Origin of the sequence: Snodgrassella sp. ESL0304 (assembly GCF_013344995.1) — a bacterium.
GTDB classification, from domain to species: Bacteria; Pseudomonadota; Gammaproteobacteria; order Burkholderiales; family Neisseriaceae; genus Snodgrassella; species Snodgrassella alvi.
This window is the reverse complement of record NZ_JAAEDR010000011.1, coordinates 175,536-201,927: the sequence shown is the minus strand read 5'-3', so window position 1 is coordinate 201,927 and position 26,392 is coordinate 175,536. Positions and strand designations below refer to the sequence as shown.

The window sequence follows — 26,392 nt, the reverse complement described above, 5'->3', positions numbered from 1 at the left end:
GAAAAATACATGAATTCACGTTTAAATCAATACCATTTCAGCCTAATCCTGATAGTTACATTTTGTATCAGTGCTTGCAGTAACATACCATCCTCCTCTGTTGCAGCTAGCACTTCTGCAGCGGAAGAAGTACACACAAATAGTAACCAATCCACTGAACAGCTTGACCAGATTCAGACGCAACTGAATGCTTTACAGATACAGATCAATGGTCTGCAAAACCAGATGAATGATATTCGTCAGCAACAAGATACATTATCGCGCTACCTGAATGTACGTACTCCGGTCAGCCACACTACTCCGGTCAAAGCCTCCGCTACTAATGATAATACCAGCGAAGCACGCCGGCTATATAATGCCGGTCTTTATAGCCAAAGCATTCGTCTGCTGAAAAACGCTGATAGTGGTGGCAATGGCAGCGCCCAGGCACAAGAGCGCATGTGGCTGCTGCTGCAAAACCATTCTCGTTTGAATAATTGTGAATCAGTAATTAATATCGGCAAGCGCTTTAACAGCCTTTATCCGCAAAACAGTCAAAGTGCCAACGCTCTTTATCTGGTGGCACAATGTCAGACTCATTTACAGCAGCAGGATATTTCCCGCCTTACTTATCAGCACATTATCAGTAGTTATCCCAACAGTAATGCCGCTGTTAAAGCCAGGCATCAATTAAAAAACCTGTTACCAATCAAAAAAGGAACTCGATGAACACTCCGCAAATCGGCATTATTATGGGTAGCAATAGTGACTATCCGATTATGCAGCAGGCAGAGCAGTTTCTGCAGCAATTCAGTATTCCTTATGAAATACAGGTTGTATCCGCACACCGTACTCCGGATTTAATGTTTGAATACGCTGAAACCGCCCGTTCCCGAGGCTTGAAAGCGATTATAGCCGGCGCCGGAGGGGCTGCTCATCTGCCAGGCATGGTTGCTGCCAAAACCACCGTTCCTGTTCTGGGCGTACCTGTACCAAGTAAATATTTGCGCGGTGAAGATTCACTACTGTCTATTGTCCAAATGCCTAAAGGCGTACCAGTAGCCACTTTTGCTATTGGTGAAGCTGGTGCAGCCAATGCTGCTTTATTTGCCATTTCCATGCTGGCCAATGACAATCCGCAGCTGGCACAAAAACTGGCAGAATTTCGTGAAAGCCAGAAACAAAGTGTTCTGGATATGAATTTACCCAGCATTTCAGCCTGATTACTACTTAATTCAGACATATTTGCTGCATAAATATACTGAATAATATCATTATGCTATTGATATTAATTGTATTCAAATAAGAAAGAAAATTGACTATTATCCTCAGTAGCATGAGCATATTTACATGATTAGAATTAGCTCCAGAAAGCAATATCAGTTTTTTAGTTATCAACTTAATCTAAAGAATTTCTGCTAAATAACTGAAAGTAGAATACAATTTAAAATTAAAAATAAAATTCCAGCTTTCTTATTATTGCCAACAACAAGTACTAAAAATATTCATTCTAAATTAAATATTCCATTTGAATTACAATCAGTATTGGACTGATTTAAGATTCAGTTTAACAATAAATTAAGCTAAAAAATTAGTAAATTCATTTATTTATTACAACCAGACAGGATTTGGATATTAAACAAATAAAACCTATAAATATGTTTATATCATTTATTATATTTGATACCCATAATAAATAAATTATTACATTTTATTTACTGAATAAAAAACGGATACTGCTCTTATATTAGCAGTATCCGTTTTTTATAACAAAATATTATTTTTCTGTTCGCAAATCCTTACGCAAAATTTTTCCTACAGCAGATTTGGGCAGTTCTGAGCAAAACTCTATATCTTTAGGCACTTTATAGCCGGTCAGATTCTGGCGGCAATAGGCAATAATTTGTTCACGAGTCAGATTCGGTTCTCGTTTTACTACAAATAACTTGATTGCTTCGCCTGATTTTTCATTAGGTACACCGATACAAGCTACTTCCAGCACCTCAGGCATAGCGGCTACAACCTCTTCTACCTCATTCGGATATACATTAAAACCCGATACCAGAATCATATCTTTTTTGCGATCTACCAGCTTTACATAACCTTTAGCATCAATTTCAGCCATATCACCGGTAGCCACAAAACCACGGCTATCAAGAACTTTAGCTGTTTCTTCCGGTCGGTTCCAGTAGCCTTTCATTACTTGCGGCCCCTGAACCCATAATTCGCCTACTTCACCAACCCCGAGAACCTTGCCGTTATCATCACGAATTTCAATATCTGTATTCGACACCGGCAAACCGGCAGTACCCGTATATTCAGGATTATTCAGCGGATTAGCACACACGCCGGGGCTGGCCTCAGTTAAACCATAAGCATCAATAATGGGCACACCCGTAATGGCTTTCCATTCCTGCGCTACCATTTTCTGAGTTGCCATTCCGCCACCCAGCACCAGCTTCCAGGTTGAAAAATCAATCGTTTTAAATTCTTCATTATGAATCAGTGCATTAAACAGAGTATTAACGCCACTCATTACCGTTACCCGATTGTTTTTCAGAACTTTAACCAAAGCTTTAATATCACGTGGGTTGGTAATCAGAATATTTTTGGAACCAGCATTAGCAAAAATCATAATATTCACAGTAAGTGAAAAAATATGATATAGCGGCAATGGTGTTACTACTACTTCCTTTCCAGGGACCAGATTTGCTTTAATCCATTCTGATGCCTGCTGCATATTAGCTACAATATTACCATGCGTCAGCATTGCGCCCTTGGACATACCGGTTGTCCCGCCGGTATATTGCAACAAAGCCAAATCTTCCAGCTCAAGCGGTACCGGAGTAAAACGTTGTTTTTTCCCTAATTCCAGAGCATGCAGAAAAGTAACTGCCCCCTCAATCCGAAAAGGCTTCACCATTTTTTTGACTTTGCGCAGCATGAAGTTCACTACAGTACCCTTCAGCCAGCCAAGCATATCGCCCATACTGGCCACTATCACCTGCTTGATTGCAGTCTGCTCCAGAACCTGAGCCACTGTATGCGCAAAATTTTCCAGTACAATAATCGCAGTTGCACCGGAATCAATCAACTGATGAGCTAATTCCCTCGGCGTATACAGAGGATTGACGTTAACAACTACGCCGCCAGCCTGTAACACCCCGAATACCGCAATCGGATACTGCAATACATTAGGCATCATAATTGCTACCCGCTCACCTTTTTGCAGATTCAGTACATTCTGCAAATATGACGTGAACTGATTTACAAAAGTAGCAGTTTGAGTATACGTGAGTGTAGTACCCATATTGGAAAAGCTTGGCTGCGGGCCGAATTTCTTCACACTGGTGTCAAGAACGTCAATAATTGACGAATATGCACGCACATCTACTTCTGCCCGCACCCCTTCCTGATAACTTTGTAACCAGATTTTTTCCATTATCTTTTTCCTCTGCAACAATGCGTCTAATTTAAAGTGAAGTAAGGAAATATCAGTCAAAACAGACTGCAAAGAAAACATCAAATCAGAACATCAGCATTGTCTGCAAGATGACTGACTGTAGCCAGCCAGTCTGTTGATATAAGTGATTAAATTAATTATTTTGAATACTATGACTGTCGGTATCTCTGATAATACCACCACCCAGACACACAGCGCCAGCATACAGTACAGCAGACTGACCGGGTGTCACTGCCCATTGTGGTTCATCAAACACCAGTTCCGCGCAATCATCAGCCAGATAACGCAATTGAGCCGCCGCATCAGGCATGCGATAACGTGTTTTCACGCCATAGCGCCCTTCTGCCGGACGTTCTGGTGTCGTAAAACTTAAATCATGCATAATCAGGCTGCGACTGAACAACAGTGGATGATCATGTCCCTGTACAACCAGAAGCTCATTATCCGACAAATTTTTTCCGGCAACAAACCATGGCTCACCGTCGCCACCAATACCCAAACCTTTGCGCTGCCCCAGTGTGTAATACATCAGTCCTTCATGCTCACCTACAATTTTACCTTCCGGCGTCACCATTGCACCCGGATTAGTAGGCAGATAACGCTGTAAAAATTGTCTGAACGGACGTTCACCAATAAAGCAGATTCCGGTACTGTCTTTTTTTCCGGCTGTGGGTAACTGAGCCTGCTCCGCCAGTCGGCGTACTTCAGATTTTTCCAGATCACCCAGCGGAAACAATGCACGCTGTAATTGGTATGGTTGCAGTCGATACAGAAAATAGCTTTGGTCTTTATTCTGATCCAGCCCCTTGAGCAGATAATGTACGCCATCGCGTACATCCTTACGTGCATAATGTCCTGTTGCAATCAGATCTGCACCACCGTTCAGCGCATGTTCCAGAAAACATTTGAATTTAATTTCTGCATTACACAATACATCAGGATTGGGTGTGCGACCAGCCTGATACTCCTGAAGAAAATATGCAAAGACATTATCTTTATACTGACCTGCAAAATTAACAATATCAATATCCATATCAATCAGATCAGCCACTGCTACTGCATCCAGTGAATCCTGCTTGATAGAACAATATTCGTCATCGTTATCGTCTTCCCAGTTTTGCATGAAGACACCGCGCACATCATAACCGCCCTGCTTGAGCAGCCAGGCTGTAACCGATGAATCCACTCCACCGGACATGCCAACAACAATACGTTGTGATAAATTTGCTTTTGTATTCATTTACATTCATCCAAAACCGGCGCAGATTGTGCCACAGGCAGAACACAGCAGCAACCTGCCGGCATAATTAATTGTGTATCAAACTTACAAAAAAATGCCATAAATACACAATTTACATCCATAATCAGCTTTTTATTTACACAAAAAAAATTTTTACTCAATACTATTAGCCTAAATAACACAGACTGCCGGTACTGTAATATCTGTCTGTAGACAAATAATCACAAGACCGGCAGCCTGTGTAAATGCAAATCAAACTCAGTTCTGACGCAGACGGCGCAATACCTCATCGCGCCCTAATAAAGCCAGCACCTGATCAATCGACGGGGTTTTTTCTGTACCACATACAGCCAGACGTAAAGGCATACCCAATTTACCCATTTTAATATTTTCTGTTTCACAAAATGGTGCAAAAAGAGCGTGAATACTTTCCGCATCCCAGTGTGATAACTGTTCAAGCAGGGCTGCAAAGCGCTGCATACGTGCCGGAGCATCAGCATCCCAGTGTTTAGCTACTTCCTTTTCTCCGGGAGTGGCTTTAGCATAAAAATATCTGCATTCTTCAGCCAGCTGATTTAAATCCTGAGCACGTTCCTTAACCAGTGCTATCACTTCAGCCAAATCCGGCTGCTCAGTCACTTCAATGCCCTGCTGTGTCAGACGCGGACGCACCAGCTCAGCCAGACGGGAATTATCACTGGCTTTAATATGCTGCGCATTCAGCCACAACAGCTTTTCATGATCAAAACGGCTGGCTGAAGGGCTGACATCTTTTAAATCAAACCATTCAACAAACTGTTCCATCGTGAAGAATTCATCATCACCATGTCCCCAGCCGAGTCGTGCCAGATAATTCAGCAAAGCTTCCGGTAAAATACCTTGCCGGTCATAATCAACCACACTAACAGCGTCACGGCGCTTACTCATTTTTGCGCCTTTTTCATTCAAAATCATCGGCAAATGAGCATATTGAGGTAAAGCTGCACCCATAGCCAAAAGAATATTAATCTGTTTAGGTGTATTGTTGACATGGTCATCACCACGGATAACCTGCGTAATACCCATATCATAATCATCTACAACTACACAGAAATTATAGGTAGGCGTACCATCGGCACGCGCAATAATCAGATCATCCAGATCCTGATTGGCAATGGCAATATGACCTTTAACCAAATCATCCCATGCCGTTTCACCAGTTAGCGGCATTTTAAAACGTACAACCGGCTGAACACCTTCGGGTACAGGCGGCAGTGTTTTGCCTTCATCCGGCCGCCAGCGGCGGTCATACCAGAAGTGTTCACCACGTGCCTCAGCTTCCTGCCGCATTGCTTCCAGTTCTTCACGGCTGGTATAGTCATAATAGGCATGACCGGAAGCCACTAACTCACGTAAAACTTCTGCATAACGGTCAAAGCGCTTTGTCTGGTAAAACGGACCTTCATCATAGTCCAGACCAACCCAGTGCATACCATCCATAATCGCCTGCACTGATTCAGCCGTAGAACGTTCCAGATCCGTGTCTTCAATTCGTAATATAAACTTACCATGATGTTTACGTGCAAATGCCCAAGAGAACAAAGCAGTGCGCACACCACCAATATGCAAAAAACCGGTAGGACTGGGAGCAAAACGAGTACGAATCATGATTACCATTCTTCAGACACAGAAAAAACCTTATTGTACGCGTAAGCCAGAGTAAACAAAACCCGTTCGTGATATGCTTGCACTAATACCAGTAACCGTATGAAAGGCAGCATATATGAACTCCCCGAAACATCTGGCTGTTTACTACACTGGCGGAACCATTGGTATGCAGCAAACACCGGCCGGACTGGCTCCGGCTGCCAATTTTGCCAGCCTGGCTGCGCCGATTTTTCAGGAATACAGTCATCAGCTCAAATGCGACTGGTTTATTTGTGAACCACTGATTGATTCTTCAGCGATTACCCTTTCAAACTGGGAGACATGGCTTAACTGGATAGACAGCAAAGCTGAAAATTATGATGGTCTGCTCATTCTGCACGGTACCGATACCATGGCCTACAGTGCCAATATAATTGCGCTGGCACGGCCGAAACTGAATATCCCCATTATCCTTACCGGAGCCATGCTACCCCTGGAAGCTGATAACAGTGATGCACCACAAAACCTGCGTACTGCACTAGCTGCATTCAGCCTGCCGGGTTTTACCCAAACTGCCATTGCCTTTAACAGACAGCTCTGGCCGGCTGTCGGCAGCAGCAAAATCAGTACAGAACAGGCAGACGCATTTGCCAATCCGCAGTTTGGTTCACTGGCACAATGGTCAGAATCCGAAGGATGGTTTAATACTAATCTGCCTGTTGCCGGCAATTCAGACCTATCTGCACAATATGACATCAGTACATCGGCCAGAATTCACTGCTTTACTCTGACTCCGGGCGCTAATCTGGCAATGATTACCACCAGTCTTACTCACAATCCGCCTGACGGAGTAATTTTACAAAGCTATGGCAATGGCAATACACCTAATGATAGGAATTTTCTGGCTGCAATCAGACAGATTAGTGAGCAATCTATACCTGTTCTGAATATCAGTCAGGTTTTACAGGGATGTGCCTCTGCTGTTTACGCACAAGGACATGAATTGCGTGCAGCCGGCGTTATCAACGGCGGTAAATGTAATCTGGAAACTGCTGTGGCTATCCTGACACTGGCTGTAAGCAATAACTGGAATAAAGAACAAATTGAAAATCTGCTGCATACACAGAAGCTGATTTAAATATTTACTTTTGCAGGATTATCCGGCTTACCCTGTAACCGATTAAACCTGCAAAATTTTTGTTAATAAACAGCTTCTGATAACTTAGTCCGGTATCGTCGATACTATAAAAAGCTATTAACAACTTTTTGTATCCTCAATTACTAGAAACTTTCGTTGAAAAACTGTTCAAATTTTCCAAAAAATTTCATTTAAAATTAATCATTTAAACCAGTTTGTAATAATCAAATATCTTTATACAAACGCTGGTCTCTGCCAATTATTTTTAAATAAAAGTTTATCGGGTTTTATAGTCATGTGCCTATTTTTTATCAAACACGATTTCATATATACTGCATTTATATTTATTATTAATAAATTCAAATTAAATAAATATCCACAATTTGAAATTTAATTAACAAATTAACAATAACTTATGTGCTTTATTAAATAAAATATGATATTTTTATTAAGAGTTTTAAGTACCTATAACCATGATTTATGATATAACTCTTTCTTTTCAGAATAGAAAAGTCAGTTATGGAAGAAAACCTTGCGATAAAACAAAAGGCTTATATTATTCTGGGTTCTTTTCTGGTTGCCGCATTTATTATTGGTATTGCCGGTGCATTGCAGGCACCGACACTCAGCCGTTATCTTGCCGAAGATGTGAAGGTTAATCCATATCAGGTAGGTTTATTTTACTCAATCAATGCCGTTGCCGGCATTGTCGTCAGCTTTCTGCTGGCACAATACTCTGATAATAAAGGTGTTCGACGGAATATTATTCTATTTTGTTGTCTGATGGGCATAGGAAATTGCATTACATTTGCATTTTCGCGCCAATACTTTATCCTCGTTACCGTAGGCATATTTTTTTCAGCTTTTACCTCTGCTGCTATGCCGCAAATTTTTGCATCCGCACGTGAATATACAGATAAAACTGGCCGCAACGTTGTCGTTTTCAATGGCATTTTACGGGCACAATTGTCACTGGCCTGGGTAATCGGTCCGCCATTATCATTTGCATTAGCCGTGAATTACGGATTTACCATTATGTATCTGAGTGCGGCAGCTATGTTTTTTGTAGCCATGCTGATCGTTTTTCTGTGCTTTCCTGTCATAAAACGTCCAACATCTGTTACTAAAAAACAAGAGCCAAAAGAAAAGATTTTCAATAATCCTAATGTCATTTTGCTGTTTATCGCTTCAATCAGTATGGGTACAGCAAATATGATGTATTTGATTGATATGCCTTTATATATTGATGATATTTTGCCCGGTTCACCTTCACTGCCCGGACATTTGATGGGCATAGCTGCTGCCATTGAAATTCCCGCTATGCTGATTGCCAGCATGCTGGTACCGCGCTTTGGTAATAAAAATCTGATTTGTTTTGCAGTCATTTGCGGCATCATATTTTATATCGGTATGGTTTCGACCCAAAACGAATGGATGCTGATTGGTTTACAATTCTTTAATGGTTTATTTATCGGCATAATAGCCAGTATCGGCCTGATTTATTTCCAGGATTTATTACCTAAACGTACGGGTGTTGCTTCTACATTGTTTAATAACTGTATTTCTTGCAGTATTATTCTGGCCGGTATGTTGCAGGGCGTAATTTCGGCCAACTTCGGCCATCAGAGTATCTATACCATTTCTTTAGCCATGGTAATATTATCTTTCATCTTGTGCCTGATTATTCAGCCACCGCCTTCAGCAATTAAATCGCCCTCAAAGTCAAAGGTTAATCACTGATCAGCACCGTAATCAGCGTTCTAATAAGGTTCTAAAACTGACTATAGGCTTATCTTAAAACAACTATTATCAATATCAATAAAGCACTGTAGTAATAAATAAATTCATACCGCCAAAAATCCGCATTAACAAACAAATATTTTCCTAAACTATCCGACACAATCATATTATCGTTTAACAGTTGTAAACGTTTAAATAGTCATATTTCAGGGAAAATAAAACGCAGTTGTATGATTCTAAATTATTCAAAACCCAGTGCTAAGTTGATGGTGAATGATTAAATGCTGATGATAAAAAATCATACCCATATCCAATCCTACAATCGGTGAAAAACTGGCTGATAATCCTAAAATGGTTACCACAGAAGCTGTATGTGCGGTAACTACCACCCGGATTACTTTAAAAACGAAGTTGGAACAAAACTTATTGCGTAATAAGCATTTTCAGTAAAAAAGTTTCTATAGAACTTGAGAAAAGCTTTATCTATTGTTTTCAATGATACAGATATTGATGCAGCAGTAACCAGCGCCATAATTTTCAAATTCCACAATGACGGACAAACCTAAGTCTGTGCCAATCATATTTATGTGCGAAGCGCTGTCAACGACCAGTTTGTGCCTAAATTCTAAGAAACTATCAACAATTTGACATTAGTCACGGTATGGATGCAGGTGTTAACGTAAGCCCTTTGATTGATAGTCAGGCAGTAGCAAAATTATTGAACATACTCAAGATGCCATCATTGAAGGCGCTAAATAGTTACAGGTTTGGTTGCAATGTGGGTGTTTGGGAAAAATCATATATTAACAAAAGTTATTATCAAAAGAATAATAGGAGCTTCTCTGAATTACTCAAACAATTTAGAAAGAAAAATAAATTCTCCGTCATTCAGTGATAAAAAGCCTATTTGAATTTAACAAATTGTTTTTTTTAATTAACATTAATATACAAAATATTGCGAATAGAACAAGGAAAGTTTACAATCCGCATGATGCAAAACCAATTGATAAACCCGTACTTTATTTTTGCTTGGTTCTACTTTGATATTAAGCATATACATTTGTAAATAACCGGATAATCTCAAAAAGCGGAAGATTAATGAACAGATTTATTCTAACAATAGTAGCATTCTTTGCTCTGTGTTTTGCGGGTTATCAATGGCATAAAAGCAAACAAGAAAAAAAAATATTTGTTCAGGATATCAACTCCAGTACTGATTTTGATTTTGATCAGGATATCAAATCCAGAACTGATCAATATGGTTTTCTGGATATATCAGTTAATCTTCCCGGAAGTAAGGGAATTGTCATTATGGCTCCAATCAATTGTCCGTCACGACAGGCAAAGATTGCTGATTATCTGGCCACAGAATTAAATAAACAGAATATTCCTGCTACCCGAATTAGTGGTTACACTTTCAATCATAATCTAGCCAATATGTCAGAAAGAGAAATAAATCAGATGATTGACAGAGTTGAGTATGTCAAAACAATGGCTTTTCCGCTGGTATTTGTAAATGGTAAAGTAAAATCTAATCCATCAATTGAAGACATCAAAAATGAGTGGGAATTACAATAGTTGTTTCGTTAACCAAACCTACTTCGACATGTTCAATAAAAATTAAAATTAATCAAGTGTACCAATGTCTGCATCTTGTATTTTCAGGATCAGCTTCCCAGTTGAACTATTTAATTTCTAATTTGTTTAACAATTGCCTTTATACAGTACTATTCTGCCTGGTTTGTTACAGGACGTAATTTCTGCCAGCTTCGGCCATCACATTATTTATGTCATTGCACTTGCAATGGTGTCTGTTTCATTTATTTCTGTCTGATTATTACTAAACCAGTCCATACCAAAATTGTTTCTTAACAACAGTATTGATTAGTTTTAACTGAATAACTCTACACAACACCAATTTCTATCAGGCTAAACCCAACCGGTTTAGCCTTTTTAATTAACACTGACATCTATACATCATTGAAATCAATAATCAAATAAGGCTGCACTTTATTTGCCTGCCTGCAGACGCTCAGCAATTAAGAATATACGCATAAATTAAGCAATTAATTCTTAAAATAATATTTATAATTAATATTATTTGCCAATAATACCAATTATAAAAACATTTAATTTCATTCTTATTGAATTTTTTTCAATATTCTACGTTAGAAGAATATTTACCCAGATTGACAGTATAAATTTAATCCCGTAATTTAACCGAATAAACCAATCAATTATAAGACTGATAGATTCAGTCAGTTAATTATATTGTCAGAACACATATCATACCGTTGATATTAGTAAAAACCTGCTTAGGCCGGTCTGCACTTTTTTGGAGAAAATATTATGAGTCAAACAAGCAATGTTCGTCAGCGTCAACTGGCCGCAGCCCCTCGTGGCGTCGGTTTCATGTGCGATTTTTATATTGATCACGCTAAAAATGCTGAGTTCTGGACTCCTGAAGGTAAACGTTATATTGACTTTGCCGGAGGTATCGGCGTTCTGAATACTGGTCATCTGCATCCCAAAGTACAAAAAGCAGTAGCTGATCAGTTGCAGAAATTTTCGCATACCTGTTTTAATACTGTTCCATATGAGCTGTATGCTAAGGTTGCCGAAAAAATTAATGCCAGAGCACCTATTGCCGGCGACAAGCGCACAATGTTTGTTACTTCTGGTGCTGAAGCTGTTGAAAATGCCATTAAAATTGCCCGTGCCTATACCAAAAGACGTGGTGTGATTGCATTTAACGGTGCCTTTCATGGCCGTACCAATCTCACTATGGCTTTAACCGGCAAAATCGCACCCTATAAAGTAGATTTCGGGCCGTTCCCTGCTGATATCGTACATGCACCTTATCCGAATGCACTGCATGGCGTTAGCATTGAAGATGCATTGCACGGTCTTCATAATATTTTCAAATGCCATCTGGCGCCCAGCGATGTTGCTGCTATCATTATCGAAGTAGTTCAGGGTGAAGGCGGCTTTAATGTTACACCAAATGAATTTCTGCGTGCCTTACGCCAGCTGGCGGATGAACACGGAATCGTGCTGATTTTTGATGAAATTCAGTCCGGCTTTGCCCGTAGCGGAAAAATGTTTGCTACCGAACTGACCGGCGTACAGCCAGATTTAATGACCATTGCCAAATCTCTGGCTGGCGGTTTTCCGCTTTCCGGTGTAGTAGGCAAAGAAGCCATCATGAATGCTCCTGTAGTAGGCGGCCTGGGCGGCACTTACGCCGGCAGTCCGCTGGGACTGGCTGCTGCTGATGCAGTTATTGATGTTATCGAAGAAGAAAAACTGTGCGAGCGCGCCAATATTCTGGGTAACAGATTGAAAGAACGCTTTAACAATTTAAAAGAAGTTATTCCGTCTATTGCAGAAGTACGCGGACCGGGCTCTATGGTCGCTATTGAATTAGTTAAACCCGGCACCTCAGAACCAGATGCTGAACGAACCAAAAAAGTACAGCAACTGGCGCTGGAAAACGGTCTGATGATTCTGACCTGCGGACAGTATTACAACGTAATTCGTTGTCTCTATCCGCTTACTATTGAAGATCATGTATTTGATGAAGCATTGAATATACTTGAAACTGCCCTGCGTCAGGCTCAATAATATTCATTGTCTGCAGGCTGCTCCGGTAGAATATTTGCCGGCAGCCTGTCATGTCTGTTTCAGTTTTTTTAGGAAAAAACTATGCAATTGCATGATTCTGCATTATTAAAAACCCAGTGTTATATAAATGGACAATGGCTGAACGCCGATAATGGCGCAGTTATTTCAGTTATCAATCCGGCTACCGGAAACAATCTGGCAGACGTGCCCCGCATGGGTACAGCAGAAGCTGAACGTGCTGTGGCAGCAGCACATGCAGCATTGAAACCATGGCAAGCCAAATCAGCTAAAGAACGCAGTAATCTTCTGCGCCGCTGGTTTGAGCTAATGATGCAGCATCAGGAAGATCTGGGCATTATCCTGACTTCAGAACAGGGGAAGCCGCTGGCTGAGGCTAAAGGTGAAATTGCCTATGGTGCATCTTATCTGGAATGGTATTCAGAAGAAGCCAAGCGTATTTATGGTGACACCATACCCGCGCCGTCAAACGACAAACGGATTATGGTACTTAAGCAGCCAATCGGCGTATGTGCAGCCATTACGCCGTGGAACTTTCCGAATGCGATGATTACCCGCAAGATTGCTCCGGCTCTGGCTGCCGGCTGTACTTTTGTTATTCGTCCGGCCTCGCAAACACCATTATCTGCACTGGCCATTGCTGAGCTGGCACAGCGTGCCGGCATCCCGCCCGGAGTAGTCAATGTCATTACCGGCAGCTCCAGTGAAATCGGCAAAGTATTAACTGAAGACGATCGGGTAAAAAAATTCAGTTTTACCGGTTCTACAGAAGTAGGTCGTAAACTGATTGCTCAGTGCGCCGATACAGTAAAAAAAGTATCTATGGAACTAGGTGGTAATGCACCATTTATCGTCTTCAATGATGCTGATATCGATGCAGCCGTAGAAGGTGCGATGATTTCCAAATTCCGCAATGCCGGCCAGACCTGCGTATGTGCCAACCGGTTGTATGTACAGAGTGCTGTATATGATGAATTCGTGGATAAACTGGCTCAGGCCATTGCCAAACTGAAAATAGGCAACGGACTGGATCAGGGCGTAACTGTCGGACCATTAATAGATGCAGGTGCGGTTAACAAAGTTCAGGAACATATTACTGATGCTATTGGCAAAGGGGCGGAAATCGTTACCGGCGGAACCGCAGATAATCACGGTGAATTATTCTTCCAACCTACATTACTGAAAAATGTTACTCAGGACATGAAAGTTGCCCGTGAGGAAACTTTCGGTCCGCTGGCGCCGGTATTTCGTTTTGAAAGCGAAGACGAAGTTGTCAGCTGGGCTAATGACACCGAATTCGGGCTGGCCAGTTATTTCTACAGTCGTGATATCGGCAGAATAGTACGCGTCAGCGAAAATCTGGATTATGGCATGGTAGCCATCAATACAGGACTGCTGTCAAACGAAGCAGCACCTTTTGGCGGCGTCAAGCAATCCGGTCTTGGTCGGGAAGGTTCTAAATACGGTATAGAAGATTACGTTGAAATTAAATATGTACTTCTTGCCGGCATTGACCAGTAATTCCTGAATCCGCGGCAGCCATAATCTGCTTCGCTGCCGCTTTCTTCACAATTATAAAAATCCTGAATGCACTGCATAAATCAGGATGGGACATTGTTGACTGAATTCAGCCAGCTAAAGGTGTTTCAGTCTGATATTACTCTTTCCAAAGGAGAATTAATTTGAGCACATCATCCACACTGAAAAACGGACTTAAATCACGCCATCTGACTATGATTTCTATTGCCGGCGTGATCGGAGGGGCTTTATTTATTGGCTCCGGCTCTGTAATTTACCATACAGGACCCGCAGCCATTCTTGCCTATGGTGCCGGCGGTCTTCTGGTCATGCTGATTATGCGCATGTTAGGAGAAATGGCTGTAGCTCATCCGGATAGCGGTTCTTTTTCCACATATGCCGATACTGCTATCGGCCGCTGGGCAGGTTTCAGCATTGGCTGGTTATACTGGTTTTTCTGGGCATTGCTCATGGGCTGGGAAGCCTATGTAGCCGGTAAAATTCTTAATAACTGGTTTCCAATATTTCCCATCTGGAGCTATATGCTGGCAGTAACCGTAGCTCTGGTTGTTATCAATCTGATGGATGTTAAAAATTACGGAGAATTTGAATTCTGGTTTGCTTTAATCAAAGTAGTCGCCATTGTATTGTTTCTGATTGTAGGCAGTCTGGCTATTATCTATTTATGGCCGTGGGGTCAGGCAGATGCAAAAGGCTGGACACACTTAACTGATCAGGGATTCATGCCTAAAGGATCATCATCTGTGGTAACAGCATTGCTGGGTGTTATGTTTGCCTATATTGGTGCTGAAATCGTTACTGTTGCTGCTGCAGAATCCAACCATCCGGCTACAGAAATTCGTAAAGCCACAAAATCTGTCGTCTGGCGCATCATCCTGTTTTATGTAGGTTCGATTTTTATTACCGTTTGTCTGATTCCGTATAACGACCCGCGGCTGAATGATGCCACATGGGGAACATACAGTGTAGTATTAACCTCACTGGGAATTCCTCAGGCACGTCATATCGTCAACTTTGTTGTCCTTACTTCAGTTTTAAGCTGTTTTAATTCAGCTCTGTATACCTGTTCGCGCATGTTATATTCATTGGCAAAACGCGGTGATGCTCATCGGATCATGTCCTATACCTCGAAAAATGGCAGTCCGCAAATTGGCGTGCTTATTTCCTGTGTCTTTACCCTGTTTGCAGTGTATCTCACCGCTACCGCCAAAATGGATGTTTACGATGTACTGATGACTGCTACCGGTACGATTGCCCTGTATGTTTATCTCGCTATCAGCTGCTCACAATTATTTCTGCGTAAAAAACTGGAAAAACAAGGGCAGACACTGACATTTAAAATGTGGTGCTTTCCATGGCTGACTTATCTGGTTATCGGGCTGATTATTGCTTCGATTATTATTATGATTATCGAAGGAACCTATAAATATGCAGTAATATATACCAGCATACTGGCGGCCATCATCCTGATAATGGGTATAGTGGCACAAATATTTAAAATCGGCAGCCAGCAGAATAAAACAGAATAATATTTAATATTGGTTTTATACAGATTAGAGCAGTAATAATATTTATCTATCTTGACACAGATTGATTAAGATAAATATTCGGATAAATTAATTTAAATTTTATTCGCCATAACTGGCAACAATTCAGTACACTATTCATTTTGAAATTCAACCGGCACAAAATGATTACACTAGAACAATGTCAGCAATGGGATGCCGCCGATATTCTGGCTCCCCTAAAAAATCAGTTTGAATTACCACAAGGGGTTATATATCTGGATGGTAACTCTTTAGGTGCGAAACCCAGAAAAGCTGCAGAAAATGCTCAGGCAGTGATTAATCAGCAATGGGGTACCGATCTGATTAATAGCTGGAATAAAGCTGGCTGGTGGGATTTACCGGTACGACTAGGCAATAAAATCGGTCAGCTGATTGGTGCTCAGGAAAATGAAACCGTTGTTACCGATACAACCAGCCTGAATCTGTTTAAAGTATTGGCCGCAGCCATCCATATTCAGCAGAATAATGACAATAATCGTAAAATCATTATCGCTGAGCGTGATTCTTTCCCTACTGATATTTATATGATTGAAGGTTTTATGGCTCTGATTAATCAGGGTTATCAGCTTCATCTAATAGATACACCGGCAGATCTGCCCGCCTGTATTAATGAAAACACTGCCGTTGTAGTGTTATCTCATGTTAACTATCGTACCGGCTACCTGCACGACATGGCAGCAATCAATGCACTGGTACATTCGCATGGTGCTTTAACTATCTGGGATTTGTGTCATTCAATCGGTGCTGTACCTATTGATCTGAATGCCAGTAACAGTGATTTTGCTATTGGTTGTACTTACAAATATTTGAACGGCGGTCCCGGAGCACCTGCTATGCTGTGGGTAAATGAGCGTTATCAGACTGCATTCAGCCAGCCATTATCCGGCTGGTGGGGTCATGCGCGGCCGTTTGATATGGCTGAAAGCTATACACCTGCAGACAATATCCGTCGTTATTTATGCGGTACACAGCCAATTGTATCTATGAGTTTAATAGAAAACGGCGTAGATATCTTTTTACAAACAGATATGCAGTCACTGCGGCACAAATCTCTGCAACTAACTGATTTACTGATTGCTCTTACTGAGCAGGAATGTGCCGGACATAATTTAACGCTGATTACACCGCGTGAATATGCTCACCGTGGCAGCCATGTCAGCCTGCGTCACCCTCATGGTTATGCCATAGTTCAGGCTCTGATTGCCCGCGGTGTAATCGGAGATTATCGCGAACCGGAAGTGATTCGCCTGGGAGTTACACCTTTGTATCTGAGCTATACCGATATCTGGCATGCTGTTCAGCATCTGAAACAGGTATTAATTAATGAGGAGTGGGCTCAGCCACAGTTTCACACGCGCGGACAGGTAACCTGATTTGCATTTCTTTAATCCACACAGGTACAGGCCGGGCATGAATATTCTGCTCGGCTTATGCTTCTCATCTTAAGGAAAAACGATGGGTAATTTCGAGCGTATTCAGTCTCGGGAAACAGGATTACACAAAAAGCTATCCGCCGGTCAGATGAGCATGATTGCCATTGGCGGAGCAATAGGAACCGGCTTATTTCTGGGCAGCAAATTTGCCATTGGCTTTGCCGGCCCTGCTGTTATCATCAGTTATGCTCTGGGCGGCATGATTGCACTGGCTTTAATGGGATGTCTGGCAGAAATGACTGTGCAGCACCCTACTTCGGGTTCTTTTGGTGCTTATGCTGAATTTTATCTGCATCCTCTGGCTGGTTTTCTGGTTCGTTACAGTTACTGGGCCTGTATTGTTCTGGCTGTGGGTACAGAAGTCACTGCCATTGCTGAATACATGAAATTCTGGTTTCCACGGGTTGATTCATGGATATGGATTGCACTGTTTTCATGCTGCCTGATCGGCGTTAATGCCTATAGTGTCAAAGCTTTCGGTTCAGTTGAATACTGGTTTTCCACCATTAAAATTTTTGCCATTATCGTATTTATTGTACTGGCCATCAGTGTATTACTAACGCAAAGCAGTATCAGTAGAATTGAACAAAACATGTTTAGCGGCGGGTTTGCTCCGCATGGATTTTCCGGTATCTGGACCGGTGTGATTATTTCCATATTCAGCTATCTCGGTATTGAAATGATCGCTATAGCCGCAGGTGAAGCCACCAATCCTGAACAGGCAGTTAAAACCGCGTTTAAAGGAACTTTTGCAAGGCTATTGATATTTTATCTGCTTGCACTCAGTCTGATTGTCATGCTGGTACCGTGGCAGGAATTAATTAAAGAAGGAAGCACCAGCCCGTTTGTCAGCGTAATGAAAAATGTAGGTATACCATTTGCCGACAGTATTCTGAACTTTATTGTCATTGTTGCTGCACTTTCAGCCATGAACAGTATGCTCTATATTGCCACTCGTATGATGTTCAGCCTGTCTCGTGCTAACGAAGCACCACAAATATTCGGTAAAGTAAAAAGTAATGGCGTACCACTGAATGCACTGGCTTTATCCTCTGCCGGTATCGCTGTCGCCGCACTGGTTTATATTTTAAATCCGGAAACGGCTTTTCCGGTTATGATAGCTTTGTCTATGTTTGGTGCATTATTCAGCTGGGGGGCAGTATTTCTGACACATCTGTGTTTTCGCATCCGGATGCAGCGGCAACAGCAAAAACTAAAATTCCGTGTACCCGGTTTTCCATTTGTCACTATAGCCGGTTTATTGGCAATCATCAGCATCATGATCACCACATGGTTTACCCCGATATTTCATGCTACCTTATTATTTGGTTTACCTTTTCTGGCATTTTTAATTCTGGCATATATTATTCAGATATATCATAAAAAAAGTATAAATAAATAAATATGTACAAAGTGTATATATCATAACAGCATCAATGCCAACTGGCATTGATGCTGTTATTGAATTAATAGAAAACAATATGGGATTAATAAATTAAATATCTATTTTTCATCAATAATAAATAAAATAATATTTATTGAATTTTAGTAAACTCAATATATAATTTTTATATAAATTATATATTTATTATATTAAATCTGCATTCCTTCAAAAGGATTAAAAGATTTGGATTTTTTAGTTCTATGTACATAATAAATAGGATTAGTCATAACAGCCCAAAAGATTGCATAACAACAACCTGCTGCCGCTTTAGAAAGAAGCAGTATTAGTAATAAATCTAGTACTGTTAAAAATAACAATATAGTTAGCGCTTTACGCCACATACCTAAATAAAAATAATAGAAAGGACCAAAAAAGAATGCTTTCCAGTTCATCGCCATCGTCATTTGTGACTTAAATGGTAAACTTTTAAAATTTTTTACATATTTATCTGTTTGTTTGAAAACCTTTGGTATACCATTTTCTTCATAAAATTTGAATCTGAACAGCCATGCATCACTAAGCCCCATGTCGGAAAAATCACATTTTTTTTCAGTACTCTCGTCCATAAATAACCTATAGATATATTAATTACTAATTTAAAAATTTTAATTAAATACAAAAAAACTTCATTAAGTTTAACATAAATAATTTTATTTAAATAATATTACAGAATTTACCTTAATATTGTTTGACTATCGTTAAATTTTAGAGATTAATTTGAATATAATCACAGTTCATTTACTGATAATTTTCATCTAATAATTTAATTATTTATAATTATCAATATTTTGTGATATATCAGTGATTAACTATAGATTATCATCTATCACAATCAGAAAATTTAATATTCTCTCAACTGTAATACTACTATTTAATTACGGAAATACTATTCTTATTTAATAAATTACATTTTTATCTGTTCAGCAAAAAATTACCGACAGGTAAAACAAAAGAGCTGCTTGTGATAAAGCAGCTCTTTTGGTCTGATAAAAACAATATTACTGATTTAGTGTCAGCAATAAATGATTCATGCGTTTTACAAATGCCGCCGGATTTTCCAGTTTACCGCCTTCAGCCAGCAAAGCCTGATCATATACCAGCTCAGCCAGTTCATTGCGCTGTACTTCGTCCTGCTCAGAAGCAATTTTCTTAATCAAAGGATGATCCGGATTGATTTCCAGTGTTGGTTTGGTCTGCGGAATTTGACCGGCTGCGCCGGAAGCTTCCAGCATTCTTGCCAGATGCTGGCTCATATCATGCTCACCAACAACCAGACATGCCGGACTTTCTGTCAAACGGGCAGTAGCACGAACAGCGTCAACTTTATCACCCAGAGCAGTTTTAATCTGCTCTACCAGTTCCTTATTGTCTTCTTCTGTTTTAGCCTGAGCTGCTTTTTCTTCCTCATCAGCCAGATTACCTAAGTCCAGTGAACCCTTGGCTACACTTACCAAACCCTTGCCGTCAAATTCAGATAAGCTGTTTACCACCCATTCATCCACACGGTCAGTCAGCAGCAGTACCTCAACACCTTTTTTCAGGAAAATTTCCAGATGCGGGCTATTTTTGGCAGCAGCATAACTATCGGCAGTAATATAGTAAATTTTCTCCTGCCCCTCTTTCATCCGACCAATATAATCAGCCAGAGTAACATTTTGCTCACTACTATCATTATGCGTAGAGGCAAACCGGCATAAACCAGCTATTTTGTCTTTATTAGTGAAATCTTCAGCAATACCTTCTTTCAGTGTATTACCGAACACCTGCCAGAATTCAGCATATTTTTCCGGCTGATTTTTCTTCAGATCTTCTAAAAGAGACAATACTTTTTTAACACTGCCAGAGCGAATTGCATCCAGATCACGGCTTTCCTGCAAAATTTCACGGGATACATTCAAAGGCAAATCGCTGCTGTCGATCACTCCGCGAATAAAACGCAGATAAGAAGGCATCAGCTTTTTCGCATCATCCATAATGAATACACGTTTTACATATAACTGTACACCATGCTTAGGTTCACGCTCATATAAATCAAATGGTGCATGTTTCGGAATGTACAGCAATCCGGTGTATTCATGCCGTCCTTCCACACGGAAATGTGTCCACGCTAAAGCATCATCATAATCGTGTGATACATGACGATAGAAAGTCTGGTACTGCTCATCGGTAATTTCATTTTTCGGCCGTTGCCATAAAGCCTGAGCCTGATTAACCACTTCCAGCTCATCTGAAACTTTTACATTACCTTCTTCATCATATTCAGGCGCTTTCTTCATATAAATCGGCACAGAAATATGATCACTATAAGTCGTTACAATCCGGCGCAAAGTCCAGTCAGACAACAAATCTTTTTCATCATCTTTAAGATGCAGAATTACATCTGTACCACGGGCAGACTTACTAATCGGTTCAACAGTAAATTCGCCGTCACCAGCACTCACCCAGCGTACAGCTTGATTTTCAGCAGCACCTGCCCTGCGGCTTTCAACAGTTACCTTATCAGCCACGATAAATGCAGAATAAAAACCTACACCGAACTGCCCAATAAGATTGGCATCTTTTTTATCGTCGCCAGTCAGTTTTTCCAGAAATGCTTTGGTACCGGATTTAGCAATGGTGCCCAGATGTTCAATAATATCGGCTTCAGTCATACCGATACCATTATCTGATACTGTAATGGTTTTAGCTTCTGCATCAGCAGTAACTTTAATCCTGAATTCTGTATCATCTCCCAGCAAAGAAGCATCATTCAGAGACTCAAAGCGCAATTTATCGCACGCATCGGCAGCATTGGAAATCAGTTCCCGCAAAAAGATTTCTTTATTGCTGTATAAAGAATGAATCATCAACTGTAACAACTGTTTTACTTCAGTCTGAAAACTGTGTGTCTGTTTCATAATTTTCTCAAAAGCCCAAATATATGATTGTTGTTAATTTAAAATATGGGCAGCACATTTCAGTTTCAAGCCGGATAGTCATATGTTTGCTTGTTGTACAGCTTTTGCCGCAAGCACAAAATATCAGACAAATATCAGTATATACATTTCAGACAAAACTAATTTGTTACAATAGAATATTTACTAAGCCTACTAAATAAAACCGATCAAACATCATGAACACCCATCATTGTTTGCCTGATACCCGCGCATTTCCTACCGATCAGGTTAAAAACGAACTGCTGCTGCATGCAGCCAGTCTGGTAACACCTGCATCAAAAGCACAAACTACCCTTGCCCGTGAGAGCCTGCAAACTGAAATCAGCCGTATGCTGGCACAAAATCACTATACCAACCTTTCTGTAGCACTGGCTATGGCGGCCAATAGTGATATTTACAATGCACTGTGGAACAGTATGGAAACTGTATTACAAGCACGTAATCAGACAGAAGTACAATGGCTGGCCTTGCCCGTGATAATAGTAGGTGGTGCTAAAGAAAATATCTCTCTGCCAGACAGCATGCCCGCAGATGCCATTGCTGAAATCTTCAAAAACCGTCCATGGTCTGATGAATGGAATAAAATTCAATGGGCATCTCATCTTGTGAGTGATACTACCCTGACCCATATCAAAGCCAGTCAATGGTATGCTGCTAAACAAAATCAACAAATGGCCGCAGATTTTCTCGGTCAGTTACCTAAAACACCACTGATAGTTGAAAGCGGACAATCAGTACAGGTTTTTTATGCCCTTGGTTTTTCCGGACCAGACATTCAGTCTGCCCTTAACTACAATCTGGCAGATACTGCCCTGCCGCTCATGCAAGTCTGGCAAACTCATCTGGCTACAGCCGGTGCTACGCTGTTTATCAACCCGCTTGCGCCACAATCACCATTAAACGCCTTACGCTCTGGCAGTGCCATGCGTCTGCGAATGGCCTGTGATGTCTTTACGACTAATGCTATCCGGGCGATTCGCCTGCAAAGTCCGCGGGTTGGAGTAGTTATTGCTGCTCAGGAAGGTGGGAATATATTATTTGGTTTCAACGCAACCGACAGTGTATTTGAACTTCAGCCACAAATTTTCCGCTGGCCGCTAACACAGGCAGACAACATTGACAGCATAATACAAAATTTCATTGATCTGCTGGCTGAGTGCAATGTTGAAAATATTCGCCTGTTACATGAACCAATCAGTGTACAGGCCCAATTGCCTAATTATGCCCAATCTATCAATATGGTCGGGCATAACCCACTTTTTCCACGGAGTCACTGATGGCTGCAACTAAAGTATTATTTGTCTGTCTGGGTAATATCTGCCGTTCTCCCATGGCAGAATACATTCTGCGCGACCTGGTAACAAAAAAAGGTCTGAGTGAACAGATTGAAATTGCCAGTGCCGGTACTTCCGGCTGGCACAATGGTGAAGACATGCACTCAGGAACCAAAGAAATTCTGCACGCAAAACAAATCAGTACTAATGATTTTCAAAGTAGTGAAGTAAAGCCGGAGGATATTGCCATTTACGATCATATTATTGCTATGGATGATAAAAACCTGCGAGACTTATCCCGTATTTTTGGGTGTAGCCGTCCGGATAAAGTCTACAAAATTACCGATTTATTACCAGACAGCGAATATGACTACGTACCAGACCCTTATTTCAGCGGTAATTTTACAGAAACCTGCACCATTATCCATGCCGGCTGCGAGGCATGGCTCAAATACTGGCAAACCTCAGCAGGCAAACAGTAATCCAGATTACCCGCCGTTTATACTATCCGGATAGAATCTACTCAATAAAAGAGCAATATGGTAAAATTAATACCATATTTCAATTATTTGATGGTATTAAAACTTGCCAAAGCGCTCAGCTTTGGCATTGTTTTGGTACGTAAAATCAACACAGCAATAAGGAATTTAAAATGGCAGGACATAGCAAGTGGGCCAATATTCAGCATCGTAAAGGTCGTCAGGATGCCAAACGCGGCAAAATCTTCACCCGCCTGATTAAAGAAATTACCATTGCAGCCCGTCTGGGCGGTGGCGATCCGAATGCCAATCCCCGCCTGCGTCTGGCAATGGATAAAGCTACTGATGCCAACATGCCCAAAGATAATATTCAGCGGGCAATAGATAAAGGTACAGGTAATCTTGAAGGTGTTGAATATGTAGAACTGCGTTACGAAGGTTATGGCATTGGCGGAGCGGCAGTTATGGTAGACTGCCTGACCGACAATAAAACCCGTACCGTAGCCGATGTACGCCATGCCTTCACCAAACATGGCGGCAATCTTGGTACAGACGGCTCAGTAGCCTTTCAGTTCGTTCATCAGGGCTATTTACTCTTCAGCCCGGAAGTGGATGAAGATACTCTGATGGAGGCTGCTCTCGAAGCAGGTGCTGAAGACGTTATCGTACAGGAAGATGGTTCTAAAGAAGTCATCACCGAACCCTATCAGTACAGCAGTATTAAAGAAGCACTGGAAGCAGCGGGTTTGCACGCGGCCGATGGCGAAGTAACCATGCGTGCAGTTAATGAAACCGTTCTGCAAGGAGCAGAAGCTGAAAAAATGCAGCGTTTATTAGACGCACTTGAAGATCTTGATGATGTTCAGAACGTTTATACTACAGCCGTACTGGAAACTGAATAAACATAAAACGGACTGTTACTCAGTCCGTTTTTATCATTAACAGCATATTATTACCATTGATTCATGCAAGCTATAACCGAACTTTTTCAAACAGCTTCTGCCGGTGAATGCGCTGAAATTTTAGATTTCTGGCTCAACGAATGCAGCCTTGATGAAGCACCAGATGTACATACAGTAAAATTATGGCAACAATTGTTTCAACAGCGCGGCAGTAAATTTAACCGTCTGGCTACCCTGTGTCAGCAATGGCTAATTGAAACAGACTCATTATGAAATCATCATGGATGAATAAATGGCTGTTCCTTGCCGCCATCTGGTTTCTGGCCAGCCTGTATTTTTTATTCTTCAAAGCAAGTGGTAATCCGGTACCTATTCCGCAATTTGATAAAATCTGTCACTTTGGCCTATTTTTCGGCCAATTCTGGCTCCTGTCCAAAGCCTGCTTCAGTGCCGGCATCACGATTCTGCTACGCCTGTTAATTATAACTGCCATTATCTGGGCTGCTTCCAGCGAAATTATTCAGGCACTGTTCACTAAACGTGAGGGCGATATAATGGATACAATAGCCGATCTCACCGGTGCCGCACTGGCACTTTGGCTGGCTCGTCAAATACAAACAGCTCGCCGCAACATCAGCAGGGAGAAATATTAAAATGGAAATTACTGTTTATCAGCAACGCCGTCAGACTGTACTGAATAAAATCGGCGAAGATGGCATTGCCATTATATTTGCCGCTCCGGAACAACGCCGCAGTAATGACACAGAATACCCTTTCAGACAAGATAGCTACTTTCATTACCTGACCGGTTTTCCTGAGCCCGGAGCAGCATTGATACTGAATGGACGTGAACACACTTCCACTCTTCTGTGCCGCAATAAAGACCCTGAACACGAAATCTGGAACGGTTTCCGTTATGGTTATACAGCTGCACGAGAGCAATTTGCTTTCGACTCAGCCGATGATATCAACCAGTGGCCGGTTTTGCTTAAACGTGCACTGGCTGGTCACCGACGACTCTTCGCATTGTGGGGACTATATCCTGAAAATGACCCTAAGCTCATTGAATTATGGTATGAAGTTGCCCGTATAGCCAATTATCGCAGTGCCAATGGCAGTACGATTGCACCTGACAGTCTGGTAAATCTGACCAGCATCCTCGATCCGATGCGTCTTATCAAAGATGAACATGAACAGTCGATCATGCGCATTGCCGCAGAAATCAGTGCACAAGCTCATATTCGAGCCATGCAGACTACTCGTACCGGCCAGTATGAATATCAGGTAGAGGCAGAAATTCTGCATGAATTCATGCAACGCGGAGCACGCTATCCATCGTACAACAGCATAGTTGCCGGGGGCAAAAATGCCTGTTGTCTGCATTATGTCAGCAATAACTGTCAGTTGCAGCAAAATGATTTACTCATGATTGATGCAGGTGCCGAATACCAGATGTATGCTGGTGATATTAGCCGCACCTTTCCCGTTAGCGGGCGTTTCAGCAGTGCACAAAAAGATATCTACGATATAGTACTGGCTGTTAACCAGGCGAGCATTACCTCTACTGTAAAACAGGCAAACTGGCAGAATATCAGTGCTACAGCCATCAGCATGCTAACCCAGGGGCTAATTGATCTGGGCATACTCCGTGGCAGCCTAGAGCAGAATATTGAAACTCAGACTTATCGGCGTTTTTATATGCATGGGCTCGGACACTGGCTCGGACTGGATGTTCATGATGTTGGTGGCCGTTTTGACAGCAATGAACAGCCTATTTTGCTTCAGGCGGGAATGGTAACGACCATAGAGCCCGGTTTATATATCAGCGCAGCAGATGATATACCTCAGGCATTTCATAATATTGGCATCCGCATTGAAGACAACGTTCTGATTACAGAAACCGGTAATGAAGTACTCACTGCTTCTGTACCTAAAACTACCGCAGAAATTGAAACATTGATGCAGCATTAAATCAGAATTTAATCAGTA

General features: G+C 41.4%; 21 protein-coding genes. 16 read left to right on the top strand and 5 right to left on the bottom strand.

Annotated elements, in window-relative coordinates; translation table 11 throughout:
• Window positions 1-9 precede the first annotated feature (9 nt).
• Together GYX91_RS03425 and purE are read left to right on the top strand one after the other, a co-directional pair.
• Window positions 10-708, top strand: coding sequence for a hypothetical protein (locus tag GYX91_RS03425; protein WP_174829955.1), 699 nt, complete (start codon window positions 10-12; stop codon window positions 706-708).
• Window positions 705-1,202, top strand: a complete 498-nt coding sequence (gene purE / locus GYX91_RS03420) for a 5-(carboxyamino)imidazole ribonucleotide mutase (RefSeq protein WP_025330340.1) — start codon at window positions 705-707, stop codon at window positions 1,200-1,202. The genes GYX91_RS03425 and purE overlap by 4 nt, the downstream gene beginning before the upstream one ends.
• Before the next feature lie 554 nt (window positions 1,203-1,756).
• On the opposite strand, the gene GYX91_RS03415 is transcribed toward purE, so the two are convergent.
• The 3 genes from GYX91_RS03415 to gltX all read right to left on the bottom strand — a co-directional run bounded on the left by GYX91_RS03415 (window position 1,757) and on the right by gltX (window position 6,332).
• Window positions 1,757-3,421: an AMP-binding protein gene (locus GYX91_RS03415; protein ID WP_174829954.1), complete on the bottom strand. Its 1,665-nt coding sequence runs from the start codon at window positions 3,419-3,421 to the stop codon at window positions 1,757-1,759.
• Between the two features lie 154 nt (window positions 3,422-3,575).
• Complete coding sequence (gene mnmA, locus GYX91_RS03410; RefSeq protein WP_025330338.1) at window positions 3,576-4,682, bottom strand: tRNA 2-thiouridine(34) synthase MnmA; 1,107 nt, start codon at window positions 4,680-4,682, stop codon at window positions 3,576-3,578.
• 258 nt (window positions 4,683-4,940) lie between these two features.
• Window positions 4,941-6,332, bottom strand: a complete 1,392-nt coding sequence (gene gltX / locus GYX91_RS03405; RefSeq protein WP_174829976.1) for a glutamate--tRNA ligase — start codon at window positions 6,330-6,332, stop codon at window positions 4,941-4,943.
• A 112-nt stretch (window positions 6,333-6,444) separates the two neighbouring features.
• On the opposite strand from gltX, the gene GYX91_RS03400 reads away from it, so the two are divergent.
• The 8 genes from GYX91_RS03400 (at window position 6,445) to GYX91_RS03365 (ending at window position 18,770) form a co-directional block, all read left to right on the top strand.
• Window positions 6,445-7,446, top strand: a complete 1,002-nt coding sequence (locus tag GYX91_RS03400; protein ID WP_174829953.1) for an asparaginase — start codon at window positions 6,445-6,447, stop codon at window positions 7,444-7,446.
• Window positions 7,447-7,965: 519 nt separating this feature from the next.
• Window positions 7,966-9,186, top strand: coding sequence for a sugar efflux transporter (locus GYX91_RS03395; protein ID WP_174829952.1), 1,221 nt, complete (start codon window positions 7,966-7,968; stop codon window positions 9,184-9,186).
• A gap of 1,098 nt (window positions 9,187-10,284) precedes the next feature.
• Window positions 10,285-10,764: a hypothetical protein gene (locus tag GYX91_RS03390; protein WP_078474313.1), complete on the top strand. Its 480-nt coding sequence runs from the start codon at window positions 10,285-10,287 to the stop codon at window positions 10,762-10,764.
• Window positions 10,765-11,535: 771 nt separating this feature from the next.
• Window positions 11,536-12,810, top strand: coding sequence for a 4-aminobutyrate--2-oxoglutarate transaminase (gabT, locus tag GYX91_RS03385; protein ID WP_078474312.1), 1,275 nt, complete (start codon window positions 11,536-11,538; stop codon window positions 12,808-12,810).
• Window positions 12,811-12,891: 81 nt separating this feature from the next.
• The gene (locus tag GYX91_RS03380; RefSeq protein ID WP_174829951.1) at window positions 12,892-14,349 is read left to right on the top strand and encodes an NAD-dependent succinate-semialdehyde dehydrogenase; all 1,458 of its coding nucleotides are present in this window, start codon (window positions 12,892-12,894) and stop codon (window positions 14,347-14,349) included.
• Window positions 14,350-14,510: 161 nt separating this feature from the next.
• Complete coding sequence (locus GYX91_RS03375) at window positions 14,511-15,896, top strand: amino acid permease (protein ID WP_238791313.1); 1,386 nt, start codon at window positions 14,511-14,513, stop codon at window positions 15,894-15,896.
• A 161-nt stretch (window positions 15,897-16,057) separates the two neighbouring features.
• The gene (gene kynU, locus GYX91_RS03370; protein WP_174829950.1) at window positions 16,058-17,308 is read left to right on the top strand and encodes a kynureninase; all 1,251 of its coding nucleotides are present in this window, start codon (window positions 16,058-16,060) and stop codon (window positions 17,306-17,308) included.
• An 82-nt stretch (window positions 17,309-17,390) separates the two neighbouring features.
• The gene (locus tag GYX91_RS03365; RefSeq protein WP_174829949.1) at window positions 17,391-18,770 is read left to right on the top strand and encodes an amino acid permease; all 1,380 of its coding nucleotides are present in this window, start codon (window positions 17,391-17,393) and stop codon (window positions 18,768-18,770) included.
• Between the two features lie 191 nt (window positions 18,771-18,961).
• On the opposite strand, the gene GYX91_RS03360 is transcribed toward GYX91_RS03365, so the two are convergent.
• Window positions 18,962-19,378, bottom strand: a complete 417-nt coding sequence (locus tag GYX91_RS03360) for a DUF2628 domain-containing protein (protein ID WP_037392114.1) — start codon at window positions 19,376-19,378, stop codon at window positions 18,962-18,964.
• 432 nt (window positions 19,379-19,810) lie between these two features.
• Window positions 19,811-21,709 carry a molecular chaperone HtpG gene (gene htpG, locus GYX91_RS03355; RefSeq protein ID WP_025330326.1) on the bottom strand — a complete coding sequence of 633 codons (1,899 nt, stop codon included), beginning with the start codon at window positions 21,707-21,709 and terminating at the stop codon, window positions 19,811-19,813.
• Between the two features lie 215 nt (window positions 21,710-21,924).
• Between htpG and GYX91_RS03350 the strand changes: the two genes are divergently transcribed.
• The 6 genes from GYX91_RS03350 to GYX91_RS03325 all read left to right on the top strand — a co-directional run bounded on the left by GYX91_RS03350 (window position 21,925) and on the right by GYX91_RS03325 (window position 26,374).
• A complete protein-coding gene (locus GYX91_RS03350; protein WP_174829948.1) occupies window positions 21,925-23,025 on the top strand; it encodes a conjugal transfer protein in 1,101 nt (366 codons plus the stop codon).
• Window positions 23,025-23,504, top strand: a complete 480-nt coding sequence (locus tag GYX91_RS03345) for a low molecular weight protein-tyrosine-phosphatase (RefSeq protein ID WP_174829947.1) — start codon at window positions 23,025-23,027, stop codon at window positions 23,502-23,504. The genes GYX91_RS03350 and GYX91_RS03345 overlap by 1 nt, the downstream gene beginning before the upstream one ends.
• A 170-nt stretch (window positions 23,505-23,674) precedes the next feature.
• The gene (locus GYX91_RS03340) at window positions 23,675-24,403 is read left to right on the top strand and encodes a YebC/PmpR family DNA-binding transcriptional regulator (protein ID WP_174829946.1); all 729 of its coding nucleotides are present in this window, start codon (window positions 23,675-23,677) and stop codon (window positions 24,401-24,403) included.
• A gap of 63 nt (window positions 24,404-24,466) precedes the next feature.
• Window positions 24,467-24,676, top strand: coding sequence for a hypothetical protein (locus GYX91_RS03335; protein ID WP_025330322.1), 210 nt, complete (start codon window positions 24,467-24,469; stop codon window positions 24,674-24,676).
• Window positions 24,673-25,056 carry a VanZ family protein gene (locus GYX91_RS03330; RefSeq protein WP_174829945.1) on the top strand — a complete coding sequence of 128 codons (384 nt, stop codon included), beginning with the start codon at window positions 24,673-24,675 and terminating at the stop codon, window positions 25,054-25,056. Before GYX91_RS03335 ends, GYX91_RS03330 begins: the two co-directional genes overlap by 4 nt.
• A gap of 1 nt (window position 25,057) precedes the next feature.
• A complete protein-coding gene (locus GYX91_RS03325; protein ID WP_174829944.1) occupies window positions 25,058-26,374 on the top strand; it encodes an aminopeptidase P N-terminal domain-containing protein in 1,317 nt (438 codons plus the stop codon).
• Window positions 26,375-26,392: the final 18 nt, after the last annotated feature.

Coding starts and splice junctions, on each gene's coding strand:
- gabT (WP_078474312.1), top strand. CDS start 11,536: ATGAGTCAAACAAGCAATGTTCGTCAGCGTCAACTGGCCGCAGCCCCT.
- GYX91_RS03340 (WP_174829946.1), top strand. CDS start 23,675: ATGGCAGGACATAGCAAGTGGGCCAATATTCAGCATCGTAAAGGTCGT.
- GYX91_RS03400 (WP_174829953.1), top strand. CDS start 6,445: ATGAACTCCCCGAAACATCTGGCTGTTTACTACACTGGCGGAACCATT.
- GYX91_RS03365 (WP_174829949.1), top strand. CDS start 17,391: ATGGGTAATTTCGAGCGTATTCAGTCTCGGGAAACAGGATTACACAAA.
- GYX91_RS03395 (WP_174829952.1), top strand. CDS start 7,966: ATGGAAGAAAACCTTGCGATAAAACAAAAGGCTTATATTATTCTGGGT.
- GYX91_RS03335 (WP_025330322.1), top strand. CDS start 24,467: ATGCAAGCTATAACCGAACTTTTTCAAACAGCTTCTGCCGGTGAATGC.
- GYX91_RS03390 (WP_078474313.1), top strand. CDS start 10,285: ATGAACAGATTTATTCTAACAATAGTAGCATTCTTTGCTCTGTGTTTT.
- GYX91_RS03360 (WP_037392114.1), bottom strand. CDS start 19,378: ATGGACGAGAGTACTGAAAAAAAATGTGATTTTTCCGACATGGGGCTT.
- GYX91_RS03350 (WP_174829948.1), top strand. CDS start 21,925: ATGAACACCCATCATTGTTTGCCTGATACCCGCGCATTTCCTACCGAT.
- GYX91_RS03330 (WP_174829945.1), top strand. CDS start 24,673: ATGAAATCATCATGGATGAATAAATGGCTGTTCCTTGCCGCCATCTGG.
- GYX91_RS03345 (WP_174829947.1), top strand. CDS start 23,025: ATGGCTGCAACTAAAGTATTATTTGTCTGTCTGGGTAATATCTGCCGT.
- GYX91_RS03380 (WP_174829951.1), top strand. CDS start 12,892: ATGCAATTGCATGATTCTGCATTATTAAAAACCCAGTGTTATATAAAT.
- mnmA (WP_025330338.1), bottom strand. CDS start 4,682: ATGAATACAAAAGCAAATTTATCACAACGTATTGTTGTTGGCATGTCC.
- GYX91_RS03325 (WP_174829944.1), top strand. CDS start 25,058: ATGGAAATTACTGTTTATCAGCAACGCCGTCAGACTGTACTGAATAAA.
- purE (WP_025330340.1), top strand. CDS start 705: ATGAACACTCCGCAAATCGGCATTATTATGGGTAGCAATAGTGACTAT.
- GYX91_RS03415 (WP_174829954.1), bottom strand. CDS start 3,421: ATGGAAAAAATCTGGTTACAAAGTTATCAGGAAGGGGTGCGGGCAGAA.
- htpG (WP_025330326.1), bottom strand. CDS start 21,709: ATGAAACAGACACACAGTTTTCAGACTGAAGTAAAACAGTTGTTACAG.
- kynU (WP_174829950.1), top strand. CDS start 16,058: ATGATTACACTAGAACAATGTCAGCAATGGGATGCCGCCGATATTCTG.
- GYX91_RS03425 (WP_174829955.1), top strand. CDS start 10: ATGAATTCACGTTTAAATCAATACCATTTCAGCCTAATCCTGATAGTT.